General features: G+C 57.1%; 18 protein-coding genes and 1 pseudogene. 12 read left to right on the top strand and 7 right to left on the bottom strand.

The window, feature by feature from the left end; genetic code table 11:
• Nucleotides 1-13 precede the first annotated feature (13 nt).
• Nucleotides 14-1,222, bottom strand: a complete 1,209-nt coding sequence (locus K1W69_RS17755) for a CaiB/BaiF CoA transferase family protein (protein WP_220229761.1) — start codon at nt 1,220-1,222, stop codon at nt 14-16.
• 110 nt (nt 1,223-1,332) lie between these two features.
• On the opposite strand from K1W69_RS17755, the gene K1W69_RS17750 reads away from it, so the two are divergent.
• The 7 genes from K1W69_RS17750 (at nt 1,333) to K1W69_RS17720 (ending at nt 7,981) form a co-directional block, all read left to right on the top strand.
• Entirely contained in the window at nt 1,333-2,259 is a 927-nt protein-coding gene (locus tag K1W69_RS17750; protein WP_220229760.1) for a LysR family transcriptional regulator, read from the top strand.
• Nucleotides 2,260-2,406: 147 nt separating this feature from the next.
• Complete coding sequence (locus tag K1W69_RS17745; protein WP_220229759.1) at nt 2,407-3,669, top strand: ABC transporter substrate-binding protein; 1,263 nt, start codon at nt 2,407-2,409, stop codon at nt 3,667-3,669.
• A 74-nt stretch (nt 3,670-3,743) separates the two neighbouring features.
• A complete protein-coding gene (locus K1W69_RS17740) occupies nt 3,744-4,478 on the top strand; it encodes an ABC transporter ATP-binding protein (protein WP_220229758.1) in 735 nt (244 codons plus the stop codon).
• Nucleotides 4,471-5,190: an ABC transporter ATP-binding protein gene (locus tag K1W69_RS17735; RefSeq protein WP_220229757.1), complete on the top strand. Its 720-nt coding sequence runs from the start codon at nt 4,471-4,473 to the stop codon at nt 5,188-5,190. Before K1W69_RS17740 ends, K1W69_RS17735 begins: the two co-directional genes overlap by 8 nt.
• On the top strand, nt 5,177-6,067 hold the full coding sequence (locus tag K1W69_RS17730) for a branched-chain amino acid ABC transporter permease (protein ID WP_220229756.1): 891 nt from the start codon (nt 5,177-5,179) through the stop codon (nt 6,065-6,067). Before K1W69_RS17735 ends, K1W69_RS17730 begins: the two co-directional genes overlap by 14 nt.
• Nucleotide 6,068: 1 nt before the next feature.
• Nucleotides 6,069-7,064: a branched-chain amino acid ABC transporter permease gene (locus tag K1W69_RS17725; RefSeq protein ID WP_220229755.1), complete on the top strand. Its 996-nt coding sequence runs from the start codon at nt 6,069-6,071 to the stop codon at nt 7,062-7,064.
• Nucleotides 7,061-7,981, top strand: coding sequence for an HpcH/HpaI aldolase/citrate lyase family protein (locus K1W69_RS17720; RefSeq protein ID WP_220229754.1), 921 nt, complete (start codon nt 7,061-7,063; stop codon nt 7,979-7,981). The genes K1W69_RS17725 and K1W69_RS17720 overlap by 4 nt, the downstream gene beginning before the upstream one ends.
• 42 nt (nt 7,982-8,023) lie before the next feature.
• Here the strand turns inward: K1W69_RS17720 and K1W69_RS17715 are convergent, their stop codons facing one another.
• Together K1W69_RS17715 and K1W69_RS17710 are read right to left on the bottom strand one after the other, a co-directional pair.
• Nucleotides 8,024-9,469 carry an aldehyde dehydrogenase family protein gene (locus K1W69_RS17715; RefSeq protein ID WP_220229753.1) on the bottom strand — a complete coding sequence of 482 codons (1,446 nt, stop codon included), beginning with the start codon at nt 9,467-9,469 and terminating at the stop codon, nt 8,024-8,026.
• A gap of 133 nt (nt 9,470-9,602) precedes the next feature.
• A complete protein-coding gene (locus K1W69_RS17710; protein WP_220229752.1) occupies nt 9,603-10,496 on the bottom strand; it encodes a phage capsid protein in 894 nt (297 codons plus the stop codon).
• 368 nt (nt 10,497-10,864) lie between these two features.
• Between K1W69_RS17710 and K1W69_RS17705 the strand changes: the two genes are divergently transcribed.
• The 3 genes from K1W69_RS17705 to K1W69_RS17695 are packed head-to-tail and all read left to right on the top strand — an operon-like array spanning nt 10,865 to nt 13,026.
• A complete protein-coding gene (locus tag K1W69_RS17705) occupies nt 10,865-11,551 on the top strand; it encodes a phosphoribosyltransferase (protein ID WP_220229751.1) in 687 nt (228 codons plus the stop codon).
• A 3-nt stretch (nt 11,552-11,554) separates the two neighbouring features.
• Nucleotides 11,555-12,517: a DNA-processing protein DprA gene (locus K1W69_RS17700; RefSeq protein ID WP_220229750.1), complete on the top strand. Its 963-nt coding sequence runs from the start codon at nt 11,555-11,557 to the stop codon at nt 12,515-12,517.
• Nucleotides 12,518-12,519: 2 nt separating this feature from the next.
• A complete protein-coding gene (locus tag K1W69_RS17695; protein WP_220229749.1) occupies nt 12,520-13,026 on the top strand; it encodes an HAD family hydrolase in 507 nt (168 codons plus the stop codon).
• A gap of 193 nt (nt 13,027-13,219) precedes the next feature.
• Here the strand turns inward: K1W69_RS17695 and K1W69_RS17690 are convergent, their stop codons facing one another.
• The 4 genes and pseudogenes from K1W69_RS17690 to K1W69_RS17675 all read right to left on the bottom strand — a co-directional run.
• Complete coding sequence (locus K1W69_RS17690) at nt 13,220-14,461, bottom strand: nSTAND1 domain-containing NTPase (RefSeq protein ID WP_220229748.1); 1,242 nt, start codon at nt 14,459-14,461, stop codon at nt 13,220-13,222.
• A gap of 84 nt (nt 14,462-14,545) precedes the next feature.
• Nucleotides 14,546-15,430, bottom strand: coding sequence for a hypothetical protein (locus tag K1W69_RS17685; RefSeq protein WP_220229747.1), 885 nt, complete (start codon nt 15,428-15,430; stop codon nt 14,546-14,548).
• Between the two features lie 2 nt (nt 15,431-15,432).
• Complete coding sequence (locus K1W69_RS17680; protein WP_220229746.1) at nt 15,433-15,792, bottom strand: hypothetical protein; 360 nt, start codon at nt 15,790-15,792, stop codon at nt 15,433-15,435.
• Nucleotides 15,789-16,541, bottom strand: a pseudogene (locus K1W69_RS17675) (portal protein); the annotation flags it as partial. The gene K1W69_RS17680 and the pseudogene K1W69_RS17675, both read right to left, overlap by 4 nt.
• Before the next feature lie 275 nt (nt 16,542-16,816).
• Between K1W69_RS17675 and K1W69_RS17670 the strand changes: the two are divergent.
• Nucleotides 16,817-17,992 (top strand): phosphoserine transaminase, encoded by a 1,176-nt coding sequence (locus tag K1W69_RS17670; RefSeq protein ID WP_220229745.1) that lies wholly within the window; start codon nt 16,817-16,819, stop codon nt 17,990-17,992.
• Between the two features lie 72 nt (nt 17,993-18,064).
• The gene (gene serA, locus K1W69_RS17665) at nt 18,065-19,660 is read left to right on the top strand and encodes a phosphoglycerate dehydrogenase (protein WP_220229744.1); all 1,596 of its coding nucleotides are present in this window, start codon (nt 18,065-18,067) and stop codon (nt 19,658-19,660) included.
• Nucleotides 19,661-19,677: the final 17 nt, after the last annotated feature.

Here is a 19,677-nt window from a genome sequence, read left to right as displayed (position 1 = left end):
CTGCCTTCCTGTATCAAACGGCTCCGGCTGCCCGAAGCGAAGCAATTTCATCCGGGCCGAGCCCCAGCAGTTCCGACAGGACTTCGTCGCTCGAGCAACCCAGTTCGGGTCCCAGGTTGGAAATCTCTCCTGGAGTTTCGGTCAGATGCGGAACAACGCCGGGAACGGGAACCGCTCCCAGTGCGTCGTGCTTCAGTGTCACATAGTTGTTTCTCGCTTCAAAGTGCGGATCGCCAAATATATCCGCAATTGAATTCACCAGCGAACAGGGCACGTCCTGTGACGCGCAGATGGTCAGGGCTTCGTCGGCCGTCATTCCTGAGAGCCAGTCCTGGACGATCTGGTCGACTTCCTCATGCCTTGAGATGCGAACCGGACCACGACCTAGTTGCTCCGGATCAGAGAGCTCCGGGCGTCCCATGGCCTTGCAAAGGCGCTCGAACATGCGATCGCTGGTGCAGGCTATGGCGACCCAGCGTCCATCACCGGTCAGAAAATGCCCGTGCGGGCACGCATTCGATGTGCCAAGACCCTGCCGACCCCTTACAGCGCCGTTTGCTGCGTAGGCGGGCAGCAAATCATCAAGCATGCGAAATATTGGCTCATACAGTGCGAGATCGATACACTGGCCAATTTGATCACGGTCCCTGACCCGAAGGGCCAGTACAATTCCCAAAGCTCCGTAGACGCCTGACACGTAGTCGGCAAGCGACGTCGAGCCTGGCGTCAGCGGCGGGCCGCCTGGCATCCCTGTCAGATAGGCGAGGCCGCCGAAAGCATGCGCGATACGGGCGAAACCCGTGCGTTCGCTCAGGGGGCCGGTTTGTCCGAATCCGGAAATGCGAAGCATGACGAGGCGGGGATTGATGGCCTTGAGGTCTTCATATCCAATCCCCCATTTTTCCAGCGTTCCCGGTCTGAAATTTTCGCACACGACATCGGATACGGCGACGAGCCGCTTAAGTATGGCGGCGCCTTCCGGCGTTTTCAGATTCAGCGTCAGAGACTTCTTGTTGCGCCCTTCGCTGAGCCAGCAAAATGTATCCGGAGTTTCCCCGGACGGTGTGCCGAAATTTCGGAGTGGATCGCCCTTGTCGGGATGCTCTATCTTTATTACCTCGGCTCCAAACTCTCCGGCGATCGACGCCGCGAAAGGCGCGGCTATGAATGTCGCGAGGTCCAGTACCCGGATGCCGTCGAGAGGTTTCTTATGCCTTGTCATCACCGTTTATGCCGTCCGGTCGCCGCTCTTCTTCCTCCGGTTTGTTGCATTTGAAGCCGGGTGATGCAAAAACATCATTCCTCTATACTTAGACAAGAAAGTTATGGGGAATGGATGTCAGGCAGCTTCGTTACTTCATAACCATAGCCCGGTGCGGCAGCTTTTCCCGCGCCGCTAACGAACTCAACGTCGCACAACCTGCTCTCAGCCACCACGTCGCGAACCTGGAAGGCGAACTTGGCGTTCGTCTCTTCGATCGCAGCACGAAAGGCGTCGTTCCGACCGAATGCGGCCAGACGCTCATCAGTCACGCGGAAGTCATCATTCACCAGATGAATCTGGCCGCGCGCGACGTCCAGAACAAATCCGAAAACCCGTCCGGCGAAGTAACCATCGGCCTGCCGTCCAGCATCTCCCTGGCCCTGACGGTCCCTCTGCTTGCGGAGGCGGAAAAACGGTTCCCGAAAGTCGAATTGAAAGTCTCGGAAAACTACAGTGGCTATCTGGTGGACTGGCTTGCGGCCGGTCGGCTCGATCTCGCCTTGCTATTCGACATCGACAGTCAACTGCAATTCGAGACGATCCATCTGTTTTCGGACATGCTCTATTTCGTCGGATCTCCCGACCAACTTCCGTCAGGCCGCGATATCGAGTTCAGGCAGGTTGCGCAGCACCCGCTGATCCTGACTGGTGAAAGCCACGGATTGAGACATGTTATCGACCGCACGTCCCAATCCGGGTCCGTGGACATCAATGTCAAGACGGAGCTGGACTCCCTGGTGGCGATCAAGCGCCTGGCGGCGGCCGGATACGGCTTTACGGTCCTGCCCTGGTACGCAATCCGCGAAGAGGTGGAAGCGGGGCAGCTCGGCGCCTTGAAAATCGTCGAGCCGGTTTTGCAACGCGATGTCTTTCTGGCCCGTTCGGGCGAATGGGCGCCGACGCGCGCGACTGAGCAGATCTCGGACCTCGTCGTCGAGCTGACGAAGCGTCTCGTCAATGCCGATCATTGGCTGGAATCCACGGTCGCCATATAAGCCCAGGGCCATAACGCGATTTTATCGCGCTATCCAAATTACCGGTCTTGTGGCCAACTTTCCCCTCCATATAGTTTTTGAGACGAGCCGAACGGCGCTTTCCTACCCGCCGGACGGCGTTTTTCCACGCCGAAAGAGGATGTGACCATGCAGGCAATTCAGACTTCTATTATTCGGCGGCAATTCATCGCTGGCGCCATCGCACTCACCACAGTCGCAACCGCGTCTGCTCCAGCCATCGCCCAAGACAAAACCATTGTGCTCGGGGTACTCGGCGCCTTTGCAGGCCCGTTTGCTGCTGACGCGGTCGAGGGTTATAACGGAGCGCTTCTCGCCGCCAAGGAAATCAACGCTGCCGGAGGAGTCGATGGATATATGTTCGACGTCCAGCAGTTCGACACCAAGGAAATGACGCCGGACGCCGTTCTCGCTGCTGTCGAACGATTGAAAGCGACGCCAAACCTTGGAGCCATCGTGACTCCGTTCGGGTCGTTGTCCGGTTTCGAAATGGAGTATGTGGCCGATATCGGTGTGCCTTACATGGTGGCGGCCAACTCCAACCAGTATCGCTCGATCATCCAGGAAGATCCGGACAAGTTTTCAAACGTATGGTCGCTCGCGCCGTCCTACGACGCATACCAGACAGAATTGCCATTCGTTATCAAGGAAATGATCGACAACGGCACTTTTGCGCCTGAAGAAAAAACATACGCGATCATCGGATCGGACAACCCATATTCCATGCCGATTTATGAAGGCCTCAAGAAAGCCATGGAAGCGGAAGGCTGGACCAAGGTTTTCGATGATGTTGTTCCGCCGGTGGAAATCAATGACTGGCGTGTGATGCTGAACCAGATCCGTGCCAATCCGCCCGCCGTCATTATCAATACGGAGGCCTCGTCTTCCAACGCAGCTGCGTTCATGAATCAGTTCATGGAAGATCCTACGGATTCGCTCTTGTTCATCCAGTATGCCCCTTCCGTTCCCGAATTCGTCGACCTGACGCGGAAGAATTCCACCGGCGTTCTCTACAATATGCTGGGCGGACCGATCAGCGGTGAAGTGCGGCCCCGCACCAAGGAAATCGGCGAGAAATATGTCGAAGAATATGGCTATGACAGCTCGATCTATGGCTATATCGTCTATGAGATGGTGTATCTCTACAAGGACATCCTCGAGGAAGTGGGTGACCCGATGAACTATGAAGCCATGTCTGCGGCGCTCGCAAAGACCGACAAGGAAATGGTCCACGGCCGGGTAAAGTTCGACCCCGCAACGCATCTGTCGATACAGGGCGACGGTTACCTGCCGATACAGTTCTACCAGATCTGGGAGGGCGATCGGATCACGATCTATCCGCAGGAATTTGCAACCGGCGACAGCCAGACGCCACCGTGGATGGCCGAGTAGCCTGCCGATTGTAGTCGGGGTCGGCGTGCGCACCGGCCCCGACGCCCAAATTTATTCCGGAATAAAGAAGATAAATGACGCCGCTGCTGGACGTAAAAGACATCAGGAAAAGTTTTGGCGCTCTTCAGGCAATCGGCGGCGTTTCCTTTACCCTCAACCGGGGCGAGATACTCGGAATTGCCGGACCGAACGGATCCGGTAAAAGCACTCTCTTCAATATACTCACGAAGATTCCCTTTCCGCCGGATTCAGGCGAGGTCAGCCTTGACGGAAAGCCGCTCAAGAGCCTCGGCCCGCGCCAGATCGTCGATGCGGGCCTGTTGCGCATCTTCCAGACCGAGATGGATTTCGAAAGCCTGACCGTTCTTGAAAATATCCTTGTGTCGATGCCGGACAAGCCGGGTTCGGGTACGCCGTCTTCGAAGCAGAAGAAAGCGGATGAATTGCTGGAACTCTTCGGTCTGACCGCGCACAGTGACCGTCTTGCTGGAGAAATCAATGTCTACGACCGCAAGCGTTTGATGGTCGCCACGGCCTTCGCGCACAACCCGCTGGTGCTTTTGCTGGACGAACCGGCGGCAGGTCTATCGAAGCCAGAGATCGAGGAAATGGTCGAACTCATACGACAACTCAACAGGCTGGGCGTGTCGATCATCTTGATCGAGCACATCATTCCGCTGTTGGTCGCTGTATCGGACCGTTTGATCGTCCTGAATTTCGGTGAGGTTCTGGCTGAAGGTCTGCCGCGCGAGATCGTCCGCAATCCAAAGGTCGTCGAAGCATATATTGGAAACCAGAGCGATGGGTGACGTGACCCTTGACGTCTCCGGGCTGGTCAGCGGTTATGGACGCATGCCCGTGCTGCATGGTGTCGATATGACCATTACAGCCTCGGACAAGCCGGGGCTCATAGGCCCGAATGGGCATGGCAAGACGACATTCTTCCGGACGATTTCGGGCCTGAACCGGGCATGGGAAGGAACCGTCCGCTTCATGGGTGAGGACATCACCAACCGGCCCGCCGCTCAGATCATGCGCCTGGGTCTGGTGCACGCGCCACAGGGCAACACGCTTTTCCGCGAAATGTCGGTGGAGGAAAACCTCCTGCTCGGCGGATTTGCCCCGCGGGCGAGAGCCGTTCACAAGACCACGCTCGAGCAGGTGTTCGAACTGTTTCCCCGTCTCGCCGAAAGACGGCGACAAAGCGCCCGCACCTTGTCGGGCGGCGAACGGCAGATGGTGGCCATCAGTTGCGGTTTGATGGCCTTGCCGAAACTCCTTGTCCTCGACGAACCAACATTGGGTCTTTCGCCGAAACTCAAGATGGAATTGCGGGACGCCATCGCCAAGATCGTCGAATCCGGCGTCCAGACCATGATCGTGGAACAGGATCCTGAATTCCTGAGCACGCTCACCACCCGTCTTTTCTTCATGAGCGAAGGGAGAATAGAAGCCGATATCGGAGACGGACAGAGCCTCGAACATTCCAGAATACGGGAGATGTATTTTGGCGTTGCTTGATACGCTCCTCCTGGCTCTGAAGACGACTTTCGTAAGTGGCCTGGTGCTGGCGTCGCTCTATGTGCTCATGGCTTCGGGTCTGGCGCTCGTTTGGAATACGCTCGGTATCTTCAATTTCACCCACGGCGCCATTATGGCCGCGGCCGCCTATGTGGCCTGGCAGATATCGGATCCCAAGGGATACGGGTTGGGTCTGGCCGCAGGCATTGTCGGCGCACTGATCGCATCAGGCGTCATGGGCCTCGTCATCAATCGTCTGTTGATCGCGCCCTTTCTGAACCAGAAGAACGTCGTCCTGATCGCCGTAATGACCACGCTGTCGGGCGCCTTCTTCATCGAGAATTCTGCGCTCCTGATCTGGGGGCCGCGCATAAAACAGCTCGAGAAGGTGGTCGACGGCAACCTGCGGGTCGCCGGCACCGTCATCTCCGGCCACGAGGTCGTCATCATCGTGATTGCGCCGCTGCTGATGCTGGGGCTGTGGGCCTTTCTCAAATTCACCTGGACGGGCCGCGCCATCAGGGCGGTTGCGCAGAACAGGGAATTCGCCGAACTTTCCGGCATCGATGTACGCCGGATGTACGCCGTGGCGTTCGCCACCGCCGCCATGCTTGCCGGCTTTGCGGGCATCATGCTCGGCGCCATCCGGTTCATAACGCCGGGTCTTGGGGCGGAACCTTTGCTCAAGGCCCTGATCGTGGTGATCCTCGGCGGACTGGGCAGCATACCGGGGACCATACTGGGCGCCTATGTGGTCGGCTTCTCGGAAGCGCTTTCGACCTATTATATCGGCGCCTACTGGACACAGGCCGTGCTGTTTCTGATTTTCATCGCCATCCTTCTCATCCGCCCGTCTGGCCTTTTGGGGAAGGACTGAGATGAACGTAACAGCATTCAACCGTATCCTGACGGTCGCGTTCTTCGCAGTCCTGTTCATTCTTCCGCTGGTGAATTCGGATTCCTATATCCGGCATATATCCATCATCGCGATCATGTATGCGGTTCTTGTTTCGAGCTGGAACGTTACGCTGGGCTATGGCGGGGTCTTCAACTTCGGTCACATGGCGTTTTTCGCAATCGGCGCCTACGCGACAGGCGTTATGACGAAGACCTTCGATGTCTCTCCCTGGTGGGGCATGCCGATCGGCGTTGTCGCAGCCGTCATCGCCTCGGTCATCGTCTGCCTGCCCGTGCTCCGGCTTAAGGGCATTTACGTCATCCTCGTGACGTTCGCCTTCACCCAATTGTGTCTTCAGATCGTCCTCAACCAGCGGGATCTCACCGGCGGCAACTTCGGGCTCGTTTCCATTCCTCCACTCGAGATCGGCGCGTTTTCCTTCCGCGATTTCCAGAACGCCGGTTACTACTACCTCGCTCTGCTGCTGCTTGTCGTGACGCTGCTGGCCATGCTCTGGTTCAGACGCTCTCACTTCGGGCGCAGCGTCATCGCGTTTCGCGATAATGAAACCTACGCGATATCCCGCGGCTTGCCGTTGGCAAAGGTCCGGTTGATGACCTTCATGTTCTCCGCCGTCTTTCCCGGCGCCGTCGGTTCTGTTTATGCACAGTACGTCCGGTCAGCCAGTCCCGACATGTTCGGATTCTCGTTCCTGACGCTCGCATTGTCCATGCTTCTCTTGGGCGGCGTTGGCACGATCTGGGGGCCGATCGCCGGCGCATTCGTCTTCACCATAATTTCGGAACTTCTGACGCCTTTGGGCCCAGGCCGTTATCTGGTGACCGCGACGCTGATCGTTCTTGTTCTTCGGTTCTTCCCAGGCGGGCTCGCGGGTATTCCGGAGTTCGCCGGCCAGCTCCTCAAAGGCCGATCTGGAGCCGCAGGCGACCCCGCAATGCTGAAGGATGAAAAATGACAAGACCAAAGCGGTTGCGCCGTTGTCAGCTTTCGGTGCCGGCCTCCAGCGAAAAACTGATCGCTTCGGCGCGCAACCGCGCCGTCGATTATGTATTCCTGGATCTGGAGGATTCGGTGGCGCCCAACGCCAAGGAAGAGGCCCGGGAGAGGGTGATCAAGGCCGTCAATGAAGGCGGCTTCCGGTGCGGGACGATTGCCGCGCGGGTCAACGAATTGTCCAGCCAGTGGGCGCTGGACGACATTACGCGTCTGGTCGCGGAATGCGGCGCGACGATCGATGTCATTATCCTGCCCAAGGTGAAAGACGCAGAAGATATTCGATTTGCCGACCGTCTGATCACGATGCTCGAAGCAAAGCATGGCATAGGCAAGCCTATTGGCCTCGAAGTCCTGATAGAGGAAGTCGAAGCAATGTCGAATGTAGATGAGATCGCGGCGTCATCTCCTCGCCTGGAGGCGCTTATCTTCGGCATGGGCGACTATGCGGCCAGCCAAGGCATCGTGACCTCCGGCGTTGGAGAAACCGACGATTATCCGGGCGATCTGTTTCACTATCACCGCAACCGGGTGTCCGTCGCGGCCAGGGTCGCCGGAATTGCGGCGATCGACGGTCCCTATGCTGATTTCAACAATGCGCAAAAATATCGCGAAGAGGCGCGTCGTGCGGCGCTTCTCGGTTTTGAAGGCAAATGGGCCATCCACCCGGCGCAAATCGAGTTGGCCGAAGAGATATTTTCTCCAGATCCGGCGGTGGTCGAAAAGGCCATGGCGATTTCCGACGCCTATGAAAAAGCGCGGGCGCGCGGCGAAGGCGCCATACAGTTTGAGGGCAAGATGGTCGATGTCGCATCGGTCCGCATATTCAACGACATGATCGCCCTGGCGGGCATGATCGCAGAACGCGACCGGCAGTAAACATCGGGGTCGGCCGGCCGCCATGCCTGGCACGTGGAAACGTCAGTCGTGCTTGACGACCATCGTGCGGACGGCGGTGAATTCATAGAGCGCTTCGTATCCCTTCTCGCGCCCATGGCCTGATTTCTTCATGCCGCCGAACGGCAGCTCGATGCCCCCGCCTGCGCCATAGCAGTTCACGAACACCTGACCGACCCGCATCTTGCGGCCGACGCGCATCGCCCTGCTTCCATTCTCCGTCCATATTCCGGCGACAAGCCCGTAGGGCGTTCCGTTCGCCAGCGCGATGGCGTCTGCCTCGTCCTCGAAAGGCATGACCGACAGATAGGGACCGAACACTTCGTCATTGGCGAGACTGCTTTCGCGCGGCACGGGACCGAACAGTCTCGGCGCAACGAAAAAGCCGCCATCCGGAACGCCATCGGCGATTTTGCCTTCGGCGATCACCGGAACGCCGGCTGCTTCTGCGGCTGAGGCGAAACCGAGAACCCGTTGCTGCTGCTTGCGACTGACAACGGGGCCGAGATCGTGATCCATCTCGGGCGTTCCGGCGCGGACCTGCGAGAAGCGATCAGCCACTGTTCCGACGATCTCATCGTAATGTTTGCGCTCGACCAGCAACCGTGAGCCCGCCGAACAGGTCTGGCCCGCATGCTGGACGATGGCGTTGACAAGAAACGGCAGCGCCTTGTTCATATCAACATCGCCAAACACGATCTGCGGGGATTTGCCGCCCAGTTCCAGGGTGCACCCTATGTGGTTGCGAGCGGCGGCCTGTTGAATGAGCACGCCGACTTCGGAGCTGCCGATAAATGACACGAAGTCGATACCGGCGTGTCCGGAGAGTGCCGCGCCGGCTTCGTGCCCGTATCCGGTCACGATGTTGATCGACCCCTCGGGGAAACCGGCTTCGACACACAGTTGCGCCATCTTCAGCGTTGTCAGGCAGGCTTCTTCGGCAGGCTTCATCACCACCGCGTTTCCTGTCGCCAGTGCCGGTCCGATCGAGCGCGGGAACATCTGGGCCGGGTAGTTCCACGGAATAATGTGCCCGGTCACGCCGTGCGGCACCCGTTCAGTCGCGACGAGATAGCCGTTCATGAAGGGCAGTGTCTCGCCGTGAAACTTGTCGGCCGCACCGCCATAATATTCGAAATAGCGCACTGCGGCGGCGATGTCTGCGCGGGCCTGCCGGATCGGCTTGCCCGTGTCGGCGGCTTCCAGCTCTGCCAGTTCCTCAGCGTGTTTTTGAACCAGATCACCTGCACGGGTCAGGAGACGCCCCCGTTCGGCGGCGGTCAGGCGGCTCCATTCTCCCTCCTCGAAGGCCTTTCGCGCTGCCGCGACGGCAAGGTCGATGTCGCTCTCGCCACCGGCTGCAATCTGCGCAAGCACCGTACCCTGGGCTGGTGCAATCACGTCGATGACACCGCCGTTTTCGGCGCTGCGCCATGTGTTGGAAATCAGGATCGTGTTTGAACCATCCATCTCTGAGCATCCTTTTTCGCGGAGTTCCGAATTCGGCCGCAGGGTAAGATGGTCGTTCGATTAAGACCAATAGAATATGTTGCTCGGATCATACTTCTTTGCGATGGCGGCAAGGCCGGACGCGGGAGAGCGATTATTCGGGCCGGGTCGGCGCGGTTATCTTCTTCAGCCAGAAGCGTTTTACCGCCTTGCCCTGAATGCCGATGGCCGCGCCGCCGACGCCGGTCTTGGCGAGCCAGGGCGAGCCCTGCAGTTCCTGATGCTGGGAAAGCGAGGCCTGTTCCTGGTTCCACGGCGTTTCGGCGCCCATGGCGGGTTTCGCCCACATATGGGTGTAGAGCGAGGTGGCGTCCGGCCCGGTAAAATATTCGTCCGGGCACTCGATATAGGTCACGCCCTGCAGCGTGCGCATCCTGGTGCGCTGTCGCTTGGAAAAGGGCGCGTCCTCGCTTCCGACCCACTGCGCGTCGGCGAACTCCTTGTAGAATTTGAGCTGGCTGAACCACATGGCCGGCATCGGCACGAAGACCCCGCCTTCCTCGTCTTCCGCGCTTGCGCCCGCGCCTGAGATCTCCGCGCGTCCCTGCTCGAAATGTAAGAGGTCCGGAATATCCGTCCCGTCGCCGATCGTGGAGACATCTTCATCGACCTCGGCGAATGTCGCGACCGCGTCGAGCTTGATCGTGTCGCGCTTGCGGCGCACCGCATAGGTCAGGATCTTGGAGAGCGAATCCTTCTCCGAAGGTCCGGCCTTGTAGGCGTCCTGTGTGCGCCACCATGCGGAAGCCTCGAAGTCTTCGAGGGTAACCTGCACGGTGGTGAGATCCGGTCCGCTGGTCGGCACCGGTTCGATCGCCCCGGTCAGCTTGTAGACCTCGGTGCGGCCGATGATTGGAAATTTGACGGTGTTCGCCTGAGTGTCGCCCGACATCATCGTGCCGTCGAGCATGCCGCCATGCGCCTGCATGGCGACGGTCACCTTGTCCTTGATGAGCTCACGGAACCAGGCTTCGATCTGATCTGCCATTGAATGACCCCTGAATGAGATTTCGGTTCACGCATCGGAGCCGATAGAGCCGGCCGGCCGCGGGGTCCGGTGAAGGATAGCCCGCAGCGCAGCCGGGTCGCACCCGCCGCAGGGTCAATGATGGGGGAGAGAGGGGAGGGTTAAGTGGTGTTACTGCTAGAGGTGATTATGCTTCGAACGTGGCAGAGCCAAGGCCAGTTTGTAGATTGTGTAATTTCTCTAGTCAGCTCATGCTTGAGATAGTTTGTGAGATAATACTGACTAGGTGCAGCAGACATACTGTGAATAATAAACACCTATTATACTCTCAACAGTTGCATATCTAGCAACAGTTATCTAGTTTCCTCGCGGGGCAGACTGGAGGGGGTATGATTCACTACAATAAGATTTGTGGATGGATGGGTTTTTCTGAACTAAGTGTTTCAGCTGGGCTCACTTACACTTATGCCATCGCGTACAGATTAAAAGATCGTTCAGGAGAGAATTGGACGAATCGGTTTAACCGCTTCAAAAATAAAGATAATAAAGCGGAATGGGGAGGTGCAACTGTTCTATACGATGCTGTTCCACCGCTCATAAAATATCTTAAGGTTAAACCTGATCGCACACTGTTTATTCCGGCACTTTCTTCTGGAGAAGAGCAGGCGGACCCTGGGAGGTCTATTCCGTGGATTGCCAAGGAGTGTGCGAGGATATGTGATGCAGGATACAATGATACCGTGTTGTCAAAGCAGGTGCATGGCAAGATACATAACCTATATTCAGCTGAGGAACGGAGTGCTGAACTAGCAAAAGCTAATTACCAGTGCAGGCAACTTGATGCCGACCACGTATTTATCTTTGATGATTTAATAACGCGTGGTGATACACTTTCTCATATTGCCTTGGCTGTGCTTGAAACAAATCCAAAGTGTCGCGTTTACGGAATAGCATTCGGTAAAAATGAAAGCGTCGATTACTGCCCAAATCCGGATAATGACCACGTCCCTGAAAAATGGGACAGACTCTGGAAGAAAGGTGAAATGGAGCACGATGCCAAATACAAGAAGGGCTAGAAAATGAAGGAAGCTATATCAGCGTCCTCTGCAGCGCTCACCGCATTGATGAAGGTAAAGGGCGTGGGGCGGCGTGCAGCATTACGAATTATCAACAGTCCACTGCCTCAAGATGATGTAAAATATCGATTTTTAAACCTCGCTGCTCAAGCGAAACTTCCGACGGAAGTACTTTCTGAAGCGTGGGAGCGCACACAAGACGAGTTGGAAAGAACAAGATTTGAGGGAATAAAGTTCTTTTCCTTTCACGATGAGGGTTATCCAAAGCGATTGCGCAACATACCAGATCCTCCAGCTATGTTATATGTGAAAGGTGATGTGGCGGGACTCAATGCTCCCAAGAGTTTGGCTGTCATAGGAACCCGAGAACCCACCCAATACGGAGAGAAGGTGGCGCGAAGGTCGGCATCAACTGCTGCCGAGGCGGGCTTCGTGATTGTAAGCGGTCTTGCGCATGGATGCGACACTTATGGGCATGAAGGTTGTCTAGATGCTCATGGAACCGGGATTGCAGTGATGGCTCACGGTCTCGATAAAATCTATCCTGCAGCCAATCGCGGCCTGGCTGGTAGGCTCCTTGAATTTGGGGGCTGTCTGGTAAGCGAATATCCGCTGGGAGTTACTCCTATGCGGCAGGCATTCGCTGAACGGGACCGTATTCAAAGTGGTCTTTCCGATGCCGTGCTGGTCATAGAAACAGATGTCAAGGGTGGAACCATGCATACGGTTCGTTTTTCTAGAGAACAACATCGAGCTTTGGCTTGTATAAAACACCCAAGTAACTGGAATCGTGAAGATAAGACTAGAGGCAATCAGCAATTGATTGCTCAGAACATAGCTAGGGGAGTTTCAGACGGTGCAGAACTAATCGCGTTCTTAAACAAGATTAAAGATGCTCGAAGCCTCACGTTTGAAACGAACAACAAATCACCGGCCGATCGAAGTCAGACATCCATGGCGTTCTGAGTATGATAATTTTCGATTTCGATCAGACGCTTGTCGATACCTCCTCGGTCGAGCACCTCCGGGCAGCAAGAAATTGGAAAGCAGTTATGGCAAGTATCCATGAGCTTCCAGTCTATGATGGTATCGCTGAGCTCCTGCAGGATCTCCATGAAGCCGGGCAGACGTTGGCCATAGTCACCAAAAGTCCAGATATGGTTCCAAAGGAATTTATTAAATTACACCGTTGGCCGATAGACATCGTCGTAGGCTACCATCAGGTAATTAGAAAGAAGCCTCATCCCGAAGGACTAAATTTGGCGATGTCGAAAGCGGGCGCATCATCAAAGGATACATATCATGTTGGCGATCAAGCTCAGGATACAGAAGCTTCTCGCAATGCCGGCGTTGTGGCGATAGGGTCTGCATGGGGTTGTGTTGATATTGATGAACTCATTGAGTCAGGGCCTGACGCGATATTCAGTTCGGTTGTTGAGCTACACGATTATTTCCGTGCTGAATTAGGTGCGTAGTAAGAACTCTCACTTCGACGGAACAACATAAACCGAACCCGTATTGATATTACGCTTCCCGGCGGAACATCGAACAATCGATTGAAATTCGGTTTAATGTATTTCCACACGAGGATGTTCGCGCTGACGCCGCATAGCAACTTTTTTTGTGATCCATTCGACGAAAGGGTTGCCGGCGTTGTACCCAACAAAGTCAGATATCAAGTGTGCCTTGTTCACGCTGTAGAAGAGTTGTGCGTGCTGTTTCATCTATCATCTGATTCTGAATTCCCCTTATGATAACATAGGGTTGCATCATCGGGTCGGTGAAGCGAAAAGTTTGTTGTCTGTCGCCTCCGCGCTTTATGAGAATGTTTCCACCTTCGTCAGATGAAAATCGACGTAGGTGTTTTTCGAAGTGTGCTATTCGTTTTCTTTCTCGCATTATCGCACTGTAGGGTTCAACTACATCATTTGCTGTGAAAAAGCCTTCCTCGTCAGTTTTAGCTAGAGCGCAAGCCAACAACGACTGCTGGAAATTGTTGGTCTGATTACTCCGTGTTGCGTCTCGGTAGGCGTCTTTGAACGATATTGCTGTGTCTTCGATAAAGCGATCCATTGAAGCTTCGACGTCGTCATTGCTAACAATCAACTTCCGCAGTTCTATCGCGTGAAGAGCGGCATATTTGGACAAAGTCTGAGTGAAAAAAGGTAGACCGCGAGAAAGCGTTACGATGGTCCATATGGCATCGCCGGAAAACTTCATGCGTGTTCTGCTGGCACGCTTTTCGATGATCTCTTTAAGTTCCGAATCTGACATTCGGCTCAGAGGTACATGTATCAGTGCACGACCTATTGACTTATGGTCTTCGATTAATTCACCTATGTTTTCTGCCACACCAACCAATAAAACGGTCGTTGTTACAGAAAAATCATATAATTCTTTTATTAAATTTGCTGTTAAAGTTTTTGTATCTGTGTCTGTTATCTCATTATACTCATCGATGATAATAATAGGTAGCGCATTGGGGCTGCATTTTTGTAATTCACGTCTTATTTCTGTTGGACTGATCGAATAATAGTTCGTATTAAATTGCACGTATCCAGCTTTGCCAACGGAAGTTCCGGTAGCTTTTAGCTCATCCAAAGCTCTTATCCAGAGTGATGAAAAATCATCCTTTGGACCTGCTTGAACTCTAGCTACAACAAAGCTTTTTATCGTATTTCCAAATCTCTTCCAGAAAATATTCGATAAGGATGTCTTGCCGACTCCTCTTTCACCAAAGAGCACTGCGTGTTTCGACTTCTCCATCACAGTACGCAACATTTTCGCGACTTCAGATGTACGACCAGCGAATAGATCTTCCTCGTCGATAGGAGCCCCATCGAACAAGTTTACGATCTCAAATTCGAGGGATAGCCAATCGCTCGTGTCCATGGAATTTGCTTTTGCCAAAGCGACTCTCCGCATCAGAATTGCATACAAAGCTTTGACTAACATGGATAATGCTTTGACTAAAGGCCATTAAGCGTTGACTAGCTAGTTGCCTACGACTGTCCGATACTCCGACTCCAGAGCATCGTATTTCGCCCGATCGAACATCCGATGACCCGGCTGCATTTCAGGCTTCGCCAGTTCCGCGCGAAGCTGCTCGCGGCGTGACGCGCCGGTATTTCCGCCCTGACCGGGCTGCGGCTGGGCGCGGTCGGTGCCTTGCACCTGACCGGCGATCCATTCGAAGAAGCGGTTGCCGGCGGCCGTGTCCATCAGCATCAGCTTGGCGTGCTCGCCGACGGCCTTGTCTAGCCCCGCATTCTGCACCATCAGGTCGACGAAATCGGAATTCGCCTGCAGGCGCTGGTCGATCGCCTGGTCCTGTTGTTCCTTCGGCAGGGTCGCGGCCGAATCCGGCAATAGAAGCGAGCGTTCCTGCGCCGGGTCGATATGCTGTTCGAATAGGCCCGCCTCGTGGGCGGCCGAATAGAGCGAGAGCGTGATCGCCTGCATGTCGCCGACCGGCACGCCCCTTTCCAGCGCGATCGCCGAAACCTTGCCGAACAGCGGGTCGCTCGCCAGCTCGCCGATCATCGGCCGGATCTCTTCCGGCGCGCTCTCCAGATCGAACTGGCTGTAGGCCTCGGCGGTTTCCGGAAGCTGCCGCTGCGCGTCCCGGTCGCGATAGCCTTTCAGCGCCTCGGCCATCTTGTCGATCGTGCCGTGGTCGTTGTCGCCATACATGGTTTCTGGCAGGCCGTCCGGCCGGTAGGGCTCGGCGGGAGGGTCGCCAGCCGGAGATGCGCCTGCAGCTTCGTTACTCTCCGGCTGGCTGTTGCCCGGGTCGGCCTGACCACCATCGCCGCCGGGCGCGCCTCCTTCGCCTTCGGGAGCAAAGGCGGGGGGATATCGTTCAATCAAGTGTCTCATGGTCATCGTTCCTTCTTGAGCAGTTTGAAACCTTGTGCTGCCGCCATCACCACCGCCCGGCCGATCGCCACGCGCGCCTGGTGCTTGGCGGCGGCGAATGCCAGATCGTCCCGGTTCTGACCGGTGACGGGGTAGGGCGCCCGTATGGTGATATCGAGCAGCCATTCGATCACCCGCCGGGCATCGTGCGACGTCCAGAAGGCCGCGAGCATCCGCTTGACGTCCTCGTCGGGCACGAAATCCGGCCCGGTCTCGGCCGGGCTGATTTGGTCGATCAGCGTCTCGAAGTCCTGATCCGACATGTCGGCGAACAGGCTGTCCGAGCGCAACACGTCGCGCATGAGTGCGGTCATCGTTGTCATGCTGCTTGGCCTCCATTCATCAGACCCTGCGCAAGCTGTGGCGCGGCGCGATTGGCCATCTCGCCCATTTGAGCCGCGAGTTGCTGCTTGGCGGCCTGTTCGTCGAAGGCCTCTTTTTCCGCTTCGGTCGTGACGATCGACGGGTCGACCATCATCGCCTTGCGGGCGCGGTCGTAGAAGCGCGGCTTCGAAACCTCCCGCCCGGCATGCGGAAGCGCTTCCACCGCCTCGACGAGCTGCATGAAATTGGTGATCGCCTCGAGCTGGTCGGCCTTGGTCGCCATCGCCATCGGGGAGGGCACGGAAAAGGTCGCGAGCAACTGGTTGAACACCATCAGTTCCGGCAGCAATCGCCAGTCCTTCAGGATCTCCATGGCGCGCGGCATGACGACCGGCAGAACGTCATTGTTCAGCCGCCCGTAGGAGCCGACATAGGTGTTGGAATTCTGCCGCATCCGCACGGCGATCTCCGAGGCCGAAGCCGGCGTGCCGCCATCGTCGTTGATCCGCGTGTCGAGCAGCGCGTCGCGGATCTGCTGTTGCCCGTTGGCGATCACCATGCGGGCGATTTCCAGTCGTCCGCCCGGCTGGTCGAGACGCTGCACGTCCGGCCCCATGATGCCGCCCGTCGATTGCATCGCCCAGAACTCGCCGGGGCCAAGCCGCACCGTGTCCGGGTTGAAGGTGCCGCCGGCGCGATAGGCCCAAAGGCCGAGCATCTGGATCGCGGCGGAGCGCAGCGCCAGTTCCTGGGCCTTGTTCTGCGCCGTTCAGGGGTCCAGCCCGAGCGGCGGTTTCGTTTTCAAGAGGCAGATCTGTCCCTTGATCTGCAAGAACAGACCGTGAATTGCCTGTGCCAGATTTGTGCCAATTTACTGACACGGTTCCCGCTTCGTTCTGCAAATCGTTGCAGGAAGCTGCACATACTGAATTATTTTTCTTGCGGTTTTCCGGGACTTTCGCTATCTCGCCAGACGGGACACCTCTCCCCAACGAGAGGCTGACTATCTGGAAGGATAGAGACATGACAGATATATCCAAGCCGGACATCCGTCCGGTTAATCCCCGTTTTTCATCTGGCCCCTGCGCCAAGCGGCCGGGCTGGTCCCCGGAAGCTCTCAGCGACGCCGCTCTCGGCGTTTCGCATCGCGGCAAGGCGGGCAAAGCCAAACTCAAGCAGGCGATCGACCTTACCCGGGAAGTGCTCGGCGTTCCCGACGATTATCTCGTCGGCATCGTGCCGGCCTCCGACACCGGCGCCGTCGAAATGGCGCTTTGGTCGCTTCTCGGCGCCCGCGGCGTTCACATGGTCGCCTGGGAATCATTCGGTTCCGGTTGGGTCACCGACGTCGTCAAGCAGCTCAAACTCGACGACGTGAAAAAGCTGGAAGCCGATTACGGCGAATTGCCCGATCTTTCGAAAATCGAATTCGATCGCGACGTCGTCTTCACCTGGAACGGAACGACGTCCGGCGTTCGCGCGCCGAATGGCGATTTCATTCCGGACGACCGTGAAGGCCTGACGATCTGTGACGCCACGTCCGCCGCCTTCGCGCAGGCGTTGCCGTTCGAAAAACTGGATGTCGTCACCTTCTCCTGGCAAAAGGCGCTGGGCGGCGAAGGCGGACACGGCATGCTGATCCTCAGTCCGCGCGCCGTGGAACGGCTTGAAAGCTACACGCCAGCCTGGCCGCTGCCGAAGATCTTCCGCCTGACGAAAGGCGGCAAGCTGATCGCCGACATTTTCGAGGGCGCAACCATCAACACGCCGTCGATGCTGTGTGTCGAGGACTATCTCGACGCCCTGAACTGGGCGAAGCGGATCGGCGGTCTTTCGGCCTTGCTGGCCCGCGCCGACGCCAATTTCGCCGCCATAGACGGCTTCGTGGAAAAGACCGGCTGGATCGCCAACCTGGCGGCCGATCCGGCGACCCGGTCCAACACGTCCGTCTGTCTCAAGATCGTCCATCCCGCCGTCGCGTCCCTTCCCGCGGACGAGCAGGCGACATTCGCCAAGGGCATTGTCGCGCTTCTCGACAAGGAAGGCGTCGCCAAGGACATCGGCGCCTATCGCGACGCTCCGGCTGGCCTGCGCATCTGGGCCGGCGCGACGGTCGAGACATCCGATCTGGAAGCGCTCATGCCCTGGCTGGACTGGGCCTTTCATCAACAGCTCGGTTCGCTGAAGGCGGCCGCCTGACGAAATCAGGGGTCGCTTGCACGCGACCCCTCTTCATTCCTCATTCGAAATTGCGTTTCAAGGGAGGCCTTCATGGCGCCACGCGTTCTCGTATCGGACAAACTGTCCGAAACCGCAGTCCAGATCTTCAGGGATCGGGGCGTAGAAGTCGATTTTCTGCCGGATGTCGGCAAGGACAAGGAAAAACTTCAGGAAATCATCGGCCAGTATGATGGTCTCGCCATCCGCTCCGCCACCAAGGTCACGCAGAAGCTGATCGAGGCGGCGGACAAGCTGAAGGTTGTCGGGCGCGCCGGCATCGGGGTGGACAATGTCGATATTCCGGCGGCCTCGCGCCGCGGCGTCATTGTCATGAACACGCCGTTCGGCAACTCGATCACCACCGCCGAGCACGCCATCGCCCTGCTGTTCGCCGTCGCCCGGCAAATTCCGGCCGCCGACGCCTCCACCCAGGCCGGCAAATGGGAAAAGTCGAAATTCATGGGCGTCGAAATCACCGGCAAGACGCTCGGCCTCATCGGCTGCGGAAACATCGGTTCGGTCGTCGCCAGCCGCGCCATCGGCTTGAAGATGCATGTGGTCGCCTTCGATCCGTTTCTATCCGCGGAGCGGGCGGAAGAGCTCGGCGTTGAAAAGGTCGAACTCGAGGAACTCTTCAAGCGCGCCGACTTCATCACTCTGCACGTTCCGCTGACCGACAAGACAAGGGCGATCATTGACGCCGAAGCCATCGCCTCGATGAAAGAAGGCGTCCGCATCATCAACTGCGCGCGCGGCGGTCTCGTCGTCGAGGCCGATCTGGCCGCCGCCATTCGCTCAGGCAAGGTCGCGGGCGCCGGTTTCGATGTCTTCGAGGTCGAGCCGGCTGTCGAGAGCCCGCTGTTCGGATTGCCCAATGTGGTGTGCACGCCGCATCTGGGCGCTTCGACCAACGAGGCGCAGGAAAACGTCGCCCTGCAGGTAGCCGAGCAGATGTCCGACTATCTGCTGAAAGGCGCCGTCACAAACGCGATCAACATGCCTTCAATTTCCGCGGAAGAAGCGCCAAGGCTGAAGCCTTTCGTCAAGCTCGCGGAAGTGCTCGGCGCCTTTGTCGGGCAGGTGACCGAAAGCGCCATCAAGGAGGTCGAAATCCTCTATGACGGCAGCACGGCCAATATGAACACGAAGGCGCTCACCAGCGCCGTTCTGGCGGGACTGATCCGGCCGCAGGTCGCCGACGTCAACATGGTCTCTGCGCCGATCATGGTGAAGGAGCGCGGCATCATCCTGTCGGAAGCGCGACGCGACAAGTCAGGCGTGTTTGACGGCTATATCAAGCTGACGGTCAAGACGGCTGCGAACACGCGTTCGGTTGCAGGCACTTGCTTCTCCGACGGCAAGCCGCGGTTCATCCAGATAAAGGGCATCAATCTGGACGCCGAGGTCGGCGCCAATATGGTTTACACGACCAATGCGGACGCCCCGGGCATTATCGGTATTCTGGGCACGGAATTCGCCAACGCCGGCGTGAATATCGCGAACTTCTCCCTTGGCCGGAACCGGCCGGGCGGCGATGCAATCGCGCTGCTTTATGTCGACGATCCGGTGGGCGAGAAAGTGCTCGACTTGGTTCTCGCCCACAAGGAAATCCTGTCGGCCAAGCCGCTCGTCTTCGACGTCGCGTAGATGGATCCGAAAGCGGC

The organism is Flavimaribacter sediminis (assembly GCF_019492055.1).
Classification (GTDB): Bacteria; Pseudomonadota; Alphaproteobacteria; order Rhizobiales; family Rhizobiaceae; genus Flavimaribacter; species Flavimaribacter sediminis.
This window is presented reverse-complemented; position numbering and strand designations above follow the sequence as displayed.